Source organism: Thermoactinomyces sp. DSM 45892 (assembly GCF_900107305.1).
Taxonomy (GTDB): domain Bacteria; phylum Bacillota; class Bacilli; order Thermoactinomycetales; family Thermoactinomycetaceae; genus Baia.
This window is the reverse complement of sequence record NZ_FNPL01000015.1, coordinates 99,873-110,647: the sequence shown is the minus strand read 5'-3', so window position 1 is coordinate 110,647 and position 10,775 is coordinate 99,873. Positions and strand designations below refer to the sequence as shown.

Below are 10,775 nucleotides of genomic sequence, written 5' to 3'. Positions count from 1 at the left end.
ATTTGGCGGGAACCAATAACTTCTACACAGGGGGTACCATGTCTTTCTTTTTGATCATTTGTAAATTATTTCAAGCGAATTTGCTCATCTCGAGTAAGGAAACAAGTTAATATAAAATATAATACAATATATATTGTACATAAATTCAAGCCTATTACTAAACAGTACATAGAAATCAATTAGGGCAATGTATCTAATGCTTCAAACAAGGGGGGATAAATCAAATGACTGGAAAAACACATTTATCGATGGGTGCTCTGTTCGGAGTAGGTTACGCCACTTTAAATGTGGATGGGACTCAAGATTGGCTTACTCTTTCCATCGGGATTGCTGTGGCAACTCTTAGTAGTATGTTGCCTGATTTAGATCATAAGGGAAGCTATATTAGTAAATATGTAACGCTAAACTTGAAGACACGATATAGGGCCTTTTTCGCCTCCCTAATAGGCTTTTTGCTCATAGTGGCATGTTTTTATTTTAATGGTCCGCTATGGATTGCATTAACCGGTTTATATGTGGTGATTGCGGCATATGTTCCTCATAGGAGCTTTACTCACTCTCTTTTGGGAGTAGGGTTGGTGGGAATGATTAGTTTTTTAGCTTCGCCGAATCAGTTGTACTTTGAATATTTTATGGCTGGCTATCTCTCGCATTTATTTGCAGATGCATTAACTGTATCGGGAATTCCGTTATTTTGGCCCTATAAAACGGGTTTTCGACTAGCCCGAATAAAAACAAATACCCGCTGGGATATTATGATTCGTTATGTATCAGGTATTTTTACGGTGATCGGGTTGGGATATCTAGTGCTCCACTAGAGTTTTTGATTTTGTGTATACCTTAGCCAATCACTCCATATACTAGGAGAAATGCCAGTGTGGACAAAGAAAGGAGTGGGACATTGGACTACTCTATTTCCATTTCTCGTCGAGATCCCATTCAGTTGGCGTTTTTACGTGATCGCTTTGGCAACATGATAATGAAGTTAAAGAAGATTGGTGTCAATGCATCATTTGTAGAAGAACCAACTGGAGAGCTTCATTTTTTCCAAATACATACCCAGCGGAAGCGCCGACTTCAGGATAAGGAAGTACATCGAGAGATGGGAGACGCTATAGCTAGCTTTTTGTGTGATTTTGCTGAAACAGATTTGATCAGAGGAATTATCCAAAAGGAACACACGAATATAGCACTTGAAGAGATGGACCAGATTGAATTTCGTGCGCAACAGTTATTAGAACGAAATTCATGGAGTTATTTACGCACTGGTTATCATGTTCGTAAAGAACGGATTAGTAAGCAAATTGCTATATATCTAGATTCAAACCGTGTCCTGTCCATTGATGGGTTTGTTCGATTTCGTCTCAAATCGTATCAGAATTCGCTGGTTCGCTGTGTTAAAGATGCGTATGAAGAGTACCAACTAGACAAAGAGTATCGTGATTTTATTGAGCTCCTTCGTTATTTTGTGTCGGTTCAAAGTCCGAAAGTAGAACTTATTCATGTCGTTCATAAAGGATCGAAACAGTTCCAATTACTAAAGGAAGATGGAACACCTTATCAACTTCGTGAATTGGACGGAGCTGTGCAAGAACTGATGGATCAAAGTCTTTCACATGAAGATTTGGTGGTTAGTTCCCTTTTATCGATCGCACCAGAAAAGTTAGTCTTACACACGAAGCAACAAGAGGAAAATGTGATTCGTACACTTCTCCAGATTTTCGAGGGGAGGGTAGTGGTGTGCCATGATTGCCAACACTGCCATGTGAAATCGATTCCGGTTCAAGAAGATGCTTGATCTTTTCGTCCTACTTGCATATAATGATTAACAAACTTCAACTGTAAGAGCTGTGACGAGGTCATGGTAGCTGTTTACGATGCTAGAGAGTAGGGAGATCATCGGCTGGAAATCCCTTCATCCTATGAACAGTCTATTACCCCCTCTGAGCGAATGTGGGGAATGCCTGTGTGGGCTAGTATCTGCAATCGGTGACACTCCGTTATCAGTGTCTTGAGGATCAGGCTGGTTTTTGATTCGGTCATGATTAAACAAGGGTGGAACCACGGCACAAAGCTCGTCCCTATTGGGTACGAGTTTTTTTGTTGTTTTGAAAGCGATTATCACTTAAAGGGGTGGGTTCAGTTGAGTATTTCTGTACGATTACCAGACGGTTCTGTGCGTGAATATGATCAAGCTGTTTCAGTTTTGGATATAGCTTCCTCCATTAGTAATGGACTAGCTAAAAAGGCAATAGCAGGCGTATTAGATGGGAAGCCAGTAGACTTAGGTCGTGAAGTTCCATCAGGCTCTGAATTAAATATTGTTACATTGGATGATGAGGCTGGATTAGAAGTATACCGACATAGCGCAGCCCACATACTCGCTCAGGCACTAAAGCGATTATATCCGGAGGTGAAACTAGGGATAGGCCCTGTGATTGAAGATGGATTTTATTATGATATAGATCTTCCTACACGTCTTACTCCAGAAGATTTGCCTAAGATTGAGGCGGAGATGGCCAAGGTGATTAAAGAGGATATCCCCATTACTCGTCGTGTCGTAAGCCGTGATGAAGCGATTGAGATTTTTGAAGAGATCGGGGACCATCTAAAACTAGAATTAATCCGTGATCTCCCTGAGGATTCGACTATTACCATTTATGATCAGGGCGAATTCTTTGATCTATGTCGTGGGCCACACATGCCATCAACAGGTAAGCTAAAAGCATTTAAGTTAATGAGTATTGCGGGGGCCTACTGGCGGAGTAACTCCGATAACCAAATGCTACAGCGGATTTACGGTACTGCTTTTGCGAAAAAATCACAACTCGATGAATACCTTCATTTCTTAGAAGAGGCTAAGAAGCGAGATCATCGTCGCATCGGAAAAGATCTGAGACTATTTATGTTCTCCGAAGAAGCACCCGGGATGCCCTTCTACCTACCGAAAGGAATGGTAATGCGTAACGAGCTAGAAAATCTTTCTCGTGAAATCCAGCTTCAGTCTGGGTATGAGGAAGTGCGCACTCCGCTCATGATGAATCAACGTCTCTGGGAACAATCAGGTCACTGGGATCATTATCATGAAAATATGTACTTTACAGATGTAGACGAGAGCAAATTCGCACTAAAGCCGATGAACTGTCCAGGGCATATGCTGATGTTCAAAAATGAGCTTCGTTCTTATCGGGACTTACCGATGCGTATGGCAGAGTTTGGTCAAGTGCATCGACATGAGCTTTCGGGTGCTTTAAACGGAATGCTTCGTGTCCGTACATTTACACTAGATGATGCTCATATTTTCGTTCGTCCTGATCAAATTGAAGATGAAGTATTTAGTGTAATAAAACAGATTGATAGACTGTACTCCGTCTTCCAATTTCCTTATACAATTGAACTTTCTACTCGTCCAGAGGATTCGATGGGCTCCGATGAATTATGGGAACAAGCAGAAGGGGCTTTAAAAAATGTACTAGACCGCTCGGGAATTGACTATCGAATTAACGAGGGGGACGGTGCTTTCTATGGCCCGAAAATCGACTTCCACATCCGTGATGCCCTAAAGCGTAGTCACCAATGTGCAACGGTTCAGCTTGACTTCCAGATGCCAGAGAAATTTGATTTATCTTATGTCGGGGAAGATAACGAGAAGCGCTGCCCGGTCGTGATTCACCGTGCTGTCATGGGATCGGTTGATCGCTTCTTAGGAGTCTTAATTGAGCATTTTGCGGGCGATTTCCCGCTATGGTTAGCACCTGTTCAAGCGAAAGTGATTCCTGTATCGCGATCCTTCAATGATTATGCTAGCGAAGTAGTACAGCAGCTAAGAAGTGCAGGTATTCGGGTAGAAGCGGATCTTCGAGAGGAGAAGCTTGGATATAAAATCCGAGAAGCAGAGGTACAAAAAGTTCCTTATATGTTTGTCATAGGGGAGAAAGAGCAAGAATCGAAATCGGTAACCGTTCGTCGTCGTCATAATAAAGAGCAAATATCTTGGAAGATTGATGAATTGTTGAAAGACCTCGATCAAGAGATTAAAGAGCGTCGCTAAGATCAAAAAGCTTTCACCCTTTACGTTTGGTGAGGAGGTATTGAGAAGCGGTGGGATACTTGGATATTGGTAAGATCATGCAGTAAGTAGTTTTGGTTATGTGAGTTGACATTCTGTAACCAACATGATATATTCATACCATTCGTGTAAGAAGAGGCGCCCGCTTCTCACCTGATTGACATTGTTCAGATTAGGTTTTGACATTCGCTGATGGATTGTATAAACTTCAGGAATCAGAAGTGTGGGCGCATCATACGTCCACACTTTTTTATTTTATCTATATTACATTTTTTGGAGGTGGCAGGTCATCAGCAAAGATCAACAACATCAAATCAACGAAGCCATTCGCGCTCGCGAAGTACGTTTGATTGATGCAAACGGAGACCAAGCTGGAATCGTCGCATTACGTGATGCACTTAAAATGGCACAAGAACAAAATCTTGACCTTGTGAATATTGCACCACAAGCCAAACCCCCTGTTTGCCGGATTATGAACTACGGAAAATTCCGTTACGAGCAAAGCAAAAAGGATAAGGAAACTCGCAAGAATCAAAAGATCGTTCAACTGAAAGAAGTACGTTTGAGCGCATCGATTGAAGAGAATGATGTGCAGACCAAATTGAAGCATGTTATCAAGTTCTTGCAACATGGCGACAAAGTGAAGCTATCGATTCGTTTCCGTGGTCGTCAGATCACTCATCAGGAGCTAGGCCGTAAGGTATTGGATCGTGTGGCTCAAGAAGTAAAAGAGATCGCCGATGTAGAGCGCCCAGCGAAGCTAGAGGGTCGTCAGATGATCATGATTCTAAACCCAAAACAACAATCGTAAGGAGGACTCGCTCATGCCAAAAATGAAGACAAAAAAAGCAGCAGCAAAACGCTTTAAGAAAACGGGTACGGGCAAAGTAAAACGTAGCCATGCATTTACAAGTCATATTTTAGAGAGTAAATCTCCAAAGAGAAAGCGTAACCTACGTAAGGGCGCATATCTGTCTAAGGGTGACCAAAAGCGTATTGAATCGTTAATTACGTATCTATAACATAATGGATCTGTTCAGGAGGGATTACTAGTGGCAAGAGTGAAAGGTGGTACCGTTACACGTCGTCGTCGTAAAAAGGTACTCAAACTAGCACGTGGATATTTTGGTTCCAAACATAGACTGTTCAAAACAGCGAAACAACAAGTAATGAAATCCTTGATGTACGCATACCGCGACCGTCGTCAAGTGAAGCGCGATTTCCGTCGTCTTTGGATTACACGTATCAATGCAGCTGCGCGTATCAACGGACTTTCTTATAACAAATTAATGTACGGCTTGAAAGTTGCTGGCGTTGATATTAACCGTAAAATGCTTGCTGACCTCGCTGTCAATGATGCAAAGGCATTTGCAGACCTTGCAGATATTGCGAAAAAAGCGAAATAATTTCTGTTTGTAGGACCCCGCGACTAGCTATGGTTAGTCATGGGGTCCTGTTTGTATTTTTTTGAAAAAATGTGAAATAAGGGCAGGAGATTTGCCTTCTTCATTGTATATAGTTTATATACAAATTTTTACAATATGAGTCATGAAACTACGTTGTGGAAGATGTCGCCTGAAATAAATTTTTGTAAGACTTGGGCAGAGAAATTAATATTTTTATCGTATTCATATGTAAATGAATTATAATAGAAAAGACGAGGAGATCGTGAAGACGCTCACCCAACAAAGGGAGGAGTAAGCTACATGTTAGCAGAATGGCTAATTACAGAGTATGAACAAAATGGACATTTGGCTGCTGAAGGGGAAGTTTATCTCCCGGTGAGTGCCATCCATGAGTTTGTCAAAGATTGTGTGGACTTGAACATTGCCATTATTGGTTTGGATTATGTACTGAAGCAAGACGAAGATTTTTACATTCGTTTAAATAGTCTCGATTGTAGTGAGATACTAGCGAGTTTTACAGATTGGAACAGTTTAGTGGAATATTGCAATCATATTGTTTTAAGTAATATTGAAGGTGAACAGACATCAGAAAACATGGAGTATTTCATTCCGATTATGATTGAAGAGTTTAACTGGAGAATTAGCCACTTACTGTAAAAAATGTTTTAGTACTTATCAAATTTATAGAGTTCTTTCATCTGACCGGTTAAGTTAAACCGTTTATATCATAAAAAAACGAGCCCTTTTTAAGGCTCGTTTTCCCCTTTTTATAGGCTTAACGCTTATTGCTCGTTCGAAGCTCGATCTCAGGTATAGAGAAGCTGATAATAAAGGCAGCGAGGATGAGTATGCCAATCCCCAGATAAACATGATGTAAAGAAGAAAGGAGAGTATCTTTTGTTTGCACTAAAATCGATTGCATAAACGTTTGAGACTCTGCTGTAAGGTGAGACTGAACTTGATGTAATTGTTCTGGATTCATTAGGATCTGTGGGTCGCTTAACAGTTTTACAGTAGATTCTGGAAGCCCTTTGCTAGATGCTGTGGAAGCAGAGACTTCGCGGATGAATTGGTTTTGTGGAGAGGACTGCATAATCATCGTCATGATGGAAACCCCGACAGTCCCACCAAGTTGGCGGAATAACTGCACAGAGGATGTGCCCGTCCCCAGATGTTCATACGGAATAGCATTTTGAATGGTGACCGAGAAAATAGGGAATGTGATCCCAAGTCCTAGACCGATAATCGATAACTGTAGCATTATTTGGAGCGAAGTGGTATGGGTTGCTGTATCGAGCATGGACAAAATCCCAACCAGTATTAGACCGAGTCCCAAAATGCTTAATTTTTTATATTTTCCCGTCCGCGCTAAAATCTGTCCTGTAAAAAAGCTAGCAAAAACGAGACCAAACTGAATAGGGATCATAATGACACTTGAGGTAGTAGCATCTTTCCCCTGAACCCCTTGTAAAAAGAAGGGAGTAAAGGTAATACAGCTAAATAGTCCCATCCCAAGAAGCAGATTAATACTATTAGCGAGCGTAAAAATTTTGTTTCGAAATAAAGTAAGCGGGAGAATCGGGTTAACTGCCTTTTTCTCCGTATGAATGAAGAACATAAGGCTCAAAAACGATAAGCAGGATAGTCCGATGATCTGCGGAGATAACCAAGGATAATCTTTTCCAGCTAAAGAAAACACTAATAAAAATGGGACGATCGTCCCTGTTAAGAGGATAGATCCAAGGTAGTCAATTTTTTTGTTTCCTGAACTCTTGATAGTGGGGAACAGTTTTGAGATAAGCAAAAAGGCCACAAATCCAATAGGAAGAAAGACCCAGAAGATATAATGCCAGTTCCATGTGTCTACGATCATACCGCCGATGGTGGGGCCAAGGATGCTAGAAGTGGCAAATGTAGCACTTAAGAATCCTTGCCATCTACCTCTTTCGCGTGGAGAAAATAGATCTCCTACCGCTGCAAAGGAAGTAGATAAGATCATGCCTCCACCAATTCCTTGTAAGCCGCGATATAGGATTAATTGTTCGATGGATTTAGCAGTCCCACAGAGAAAAGATGTGATGAGAAAAAAACCAATTCCAGTTAAGATAAATCTCTTTCTACCGTACAGATCAGATAACTTCCCAACTAAAATAGCTGTAATACTTGAAGTTAACATATAAATAGTAAACACCCAGTTAAATAATTCTGCTCCATGCAATTGAGCGACGATGGTAGGTAGGGCGTTTATAACAATCGTCTGGTTGAGCGAAGCAAAGAGTAATGCACAGGCAATGGCGCTCATAATAAAGATCTTCTCGCGTCTACTTAAATCTTCCATAGATTAATATTCACCTTCCCGAAATATTTGTTTTACAAGATTAAATAAATGAAGGAAAATACGTTCCACCCAGGATAGAAGAATGAAACGTGACGTATTTTATAAAAGCTTTTTATACAAATTTTGAAGGACAGAAAGATCATCGAGTGTAAAAGGATCAAACTTCTGCAGAAGGTACTCTTTCCTTTTTTCAGACATCCAAGTTGATTTCTCTTGTCCTTTTTCTGTTATATGAACTTCGACTACCCGTTTGTCCAGCTGAGAACGCTGACGTGCTACGTATTGTTCCCTTTCGAGTTGATCTACTACGTGCGTGATATGACTAACGGAAACCTCAAATTCTTGCGCTAAGGCAGTGATCATCTGCGGTCCGCGCAAATCAAGGTGATGTAATAGAACAAACTCAGTTCCAGTCAGTGTTTCACCCCATGCTTCCCGAAGCTCTTTTCGCATAGAGCGTTGAATCAACCGAAACATCGTCTCGATTTCTAATATAGCCTCAAATCGTGTACTCATAGTTAACTCCTGCATATCTACGCAAACGGATGCGCATGATGGTAAATCGGCTTCTTCTTCTATTATACCGTATACAAATGAGAAAGCCCACGCTGGATCGTTTTCATTTCAGGCAATATTTGCTATCATATACTTATATAATGGAGATCAATTTTCTTGGTATTAGCAACTTTATTCTTTTGAAACGATATAAAGGTTAGCTGTTAGAGTGTAGGGAATACCATAAGAGTACGTTGTTAATTGAAATAGAGTAGCGGGGGCGTTATGAGTGTCGACATGGTATGAGGAGAGTTTTGGAAAGGATTACTTACTCGTTTATCATCATCGTAATCAACAAGATGCAGAACAAGAAGTAAAACAAATAACCGAGTGGCTTCAGTTAGCTGCAGATGATTTTATATTAGATTTATGTTGTGGAACAGGAAGACATACGGCAACTCTTGCTATGGAGCATCTTAATGTAGTGGGATTGGATTTATCGCCTACATTGCTTTCAAAAGCGGTTTCTAGAAATCAACCGTATAAGATTCCGTTTATCATTGGGGACATGCGGCATTTGCCTTTTGTAGGAGAAACGTTTGATGTCGTATTAAATTTATTTACTTCATTTGGTTATTTTGAGACGGATGAAGAAAATGAACAAGTGATCCGGGAAGTGGCACGCGTTTTAAAACCGAAGGGACGCTTTTTAATAGATTATCTGAACCGTGAATATGTGATTCAACATTTAGTTGCTGTGAGCCAGCGGGAGCAAGATGGTATCCAAATTCAAGAAGAACGCTCCATTCAGGATGATTTTGTAGTAAAAAAGATTACACTATCGGATAAGCAAAGAGGAGAGCGAACTTATACAGAGAAAGTAAAAATGTATACATATGACCAAATGATTGATATGTTACACCGGAATGGACTCCGAGTGAAGCAGACATATGGCGGATTTGATGGTATTTCGTATCATCAAAATAGCCCACGTATGATATTGATAGGGAATGTTGGATAATGGAGTAGAAAAAACTGTCAAGCGAAAGAGAACAGATCGGAGTATCAAAGATCTGTTCTCTTTCTATAGCTTTACATTTCGTCTGCTTTCCGGGCAATTTCACTCCGATAGATAAAGGGTAGCTCTACTTCACCGTAATAAGGCTGCCCACGGAACACCTCAGATAAGCGTCTCATGCCGTTATTGATTCCTTCGTAACTAGTATGGTCAACTTGTGCTTCGAAGTCCCCATCAATAATGAGTTTGGAATCTTCCCCGACACGTTGGACGGCGAGTTTCATTAGATCCACGTCCAAGTTTTGTGCTTCAATGATATAGACAATTGCCTTCATACCTGTCGTATCGAACCCTCTAATGTCACTAAAGGGGAGTAGTAAGAGCTTCGGTGGTTGTTTTTCTTTTTCATTTCCTTTCATCAGCTCTTCTAATACCATTTTATCGCCAAATTTACTACACAGCATTGATCCGATAGCTGAATCCATGATTTTTTCATCCCGTGTCCCTGGATAAAAGCCTAATTTAGCACTATTTCTAGCAGCCATAGGGTTTACGAAGCAGATGAGCCGATCATATTTCCCTTTTTCAATCTGATGCATCGCGTAGTTCAGGGCGATGAGCGATTTTCCAGTCCCCGCTTTTCCCTTGACTACAGTCATAGGATTGTTTCGTAAACTGTCAAGGGCGCAGCGCTGATAAGCATCTCGAGGAGAGAACTTACCAAAATAGAGGGTTTCAAATCCTCGTGGACGAACATGCATATGAGTTTCACCAGTCCATCGAAGCAAATCTACGTGCTTGTTGCCGTTGTTTATGACGAGGTATTGGTTTGGTAGCAGTTCAAAAACATTTTCATCTAGATTATGAAGTAAGCTTGCATAACGCTCGTCGTCCACATCTGCTTCGATGTATCCCGTATAAGTGCACTCATCTTGATCTTGTTCCAAAACTTGAATTCCTAAACCTCGAGCCTTCTGCTTTAAAAGCAGGTCATTTGTGATAATTCCATACTGATTATCTACACAACATTGTAGGATTTTATTATCAGCATAGTTTGGATCAAATTGATCTCCGAGCTGTACCGTATAATCTTTGGTATCGAAAATCATTTGTTCTTGATTTTGTTCAATATATCGAGTAGCCACACGAGCATCATAAGCTAGACGTGGATTATGACTTAACTTATGTTTTTCTAGCTCTCGAAGTACCATTGCTGTGATGACGAATTTAGCATCCTGTAGTTCTTCTGGACAGCTTATCCCTGTCAAAAGTACATTTGTATCAATGACATATTTCATACAGGGGGAACCCCCGATCCCTTTGATGTTAACTCAAGGTTTTGGAACACTAAGGCCAAGTGCATGGTGTACATCATAAGTGTTACCTGTTTTATAGAAATTAGATCCTGTATATATTGGTATGGAAAAGACTGGATAGTGCTCAAACGGA

General features: G+C 40.6%; 11 protein-coding genes and 1 other annotated feature. Of the genes, 8 read left to right on the top strand and 3 right to left on the bottom strand.

Going from position 1 to position 10,775, the window contains the following annotated elements; translation table 11 throughout:
• Positions 1-224: 224 nt before the first annotated feature.
• From BLU58_RS12855 to BLU58_RS12825, 7 genes are all read left to right on the top strand, one after another.
• Entirely contained in the window at positions 225-818 is a 594-nt protein-coding gene (locus BLU58_RS12855) for a metal-dependent hydrolase (protein ID WP_176786666.1), read from the top strand.
• A gap of 59 nt (positions 819-877) precedes the next feature.
• Positions 878-1,798 carry a putative sporulation protein YtxC gene (gene ytxC, locus BLU58_RS12850; protein ID WP_093292689.1) on the top strand — a complete coding sequence of 307 codons (921 nt, stop codon included), beginning with the start codon at positions 878-880 and terminating at the stop codon, positions 1,796-1,798.
• 345 nt (positions 1,799-2,143) lie between these two features.
• Positions 2,144-4,051, top strand: coding sequence for a threonine--tRNA ligase (thrS, locus tag BLU58_RS12845; protein ID WP_093292687.1), 1,908 nt, complete (start codon positions 2,144-2,146; stop codon positions 4,049-4,051).
• Between the two features lie 142 nt (positions 4,052-4,193).
• Positions 4,194-4,327, top strand: a sequence feature (ribosomal protein L20 leader region).
• A 10-nt stretch (positions 4,328-4,337) separates the two neighbouring features.
• Positions 4,338-4,880 (top strand): translation initiation factor IF-3, encoded by a 543-nt coding sequence (gene infC / locus BLU58_RS12840; RefSeq protein WP_176786668.1) that lies wholly within the window; start codon positions 4,338-4,340, stop codon positions 4,878-4,880.
• 13 nt (positions 4,881-4,893) lie between these two features.
• Positions 4,894-5,091: a 50S ribosomal protein L35 gene (rpmI, locus tag BLU58_RS12835; RefSeq protein ID WP_072336552.1), complete on the top strand. Its 198-nt coding sequence runs from the start codon at positions 4,894-4,896 to the stop codon at positions 5,089-5,091.
• Between the two features lie 30 nt (positions 5,092-5,121).
• Positions 5,122-5,475 (top strand): 50S ribosomal protein L20, encoded by a 354-nt coding sequence (gene rplT / locus BLU58_RS12830; RefSeq protein ID WP_072336555.1) that lies wholly within the window; start codon positions 5,122-5,124, stop codon positions 5,473-5,475.
• Between the two features lie 300 nt (positions 5,476-5,775).
• Positions 5,776-6,132, top strand: coding sequence for a hypothetical protein (locus BLU58_RS12825; RefSeq protein WP_072336558.1), 357 nt, complete (start codon positions 5,776-5,778; stop codon positions 6,130-6,132).
• 118 nt (positions 6,133-6,250) lie between these two features.
• On the opposite strand, the gene BLU58_RS12820 is transcribed toward BLU58_RS12825, so the two are convergent.
• On the bottom strand, positions 6,251-7,813 hold the full coding sequence (locus BLU58_RS12820) for an MDR family MFS transporter (protein ID WP_093292685.1): 1,563 nt from the start codon (positions 7,811-7,813) through the stop codon (positions 6,251-6,253).
• Positions 7,814-7,912: 99 nt separating this feature from the next.
• A complete protein-coding gene (locus BLU58_RS12815) occupies positions 7,913-8,329 on the bottom strand; it encodes a MarR family winged helix-turn-helix transcriptional regulator (RefSeq protein WP_176786665.1) in 417 nt (138 codons plus the stop codon).
• A 268-nt stretch (positions 8,330-8,597) separates the two neighbouring features.
• Here BLU58_RS12815 and BLU58_RS12810 point away from each other — a divergent pair, with 268 nt between their 5' ends.
• Entirely contained in the window at positions 8,598-9,329 is a 732-nt protein-coding gene (locus tag BLU58_RS12810; protein ID WP_093292681.1) for a class I SAM-dependent methyltransferase, read from the top strand.
• 71 nt (positions 9,330-9,400) lie between these two features.
• Here the strand turns inward: BLU58_RS12810 and BLU58_RS12805 are convergent, their stop codons facing one another.
• Positions 9,401-10,624 (bottom strand): PhoH family protein, encoded by a 1,224-nt coding sequence (locus BLU58_RS12805; RefSeq protein WP_093292679.1) that lies wholly within the window; start codon positions 10,622-10,624, stop codon positions 9,401-9,403.
• Positions 10,625-10,775: the final 151 nt, after the last annotated feature.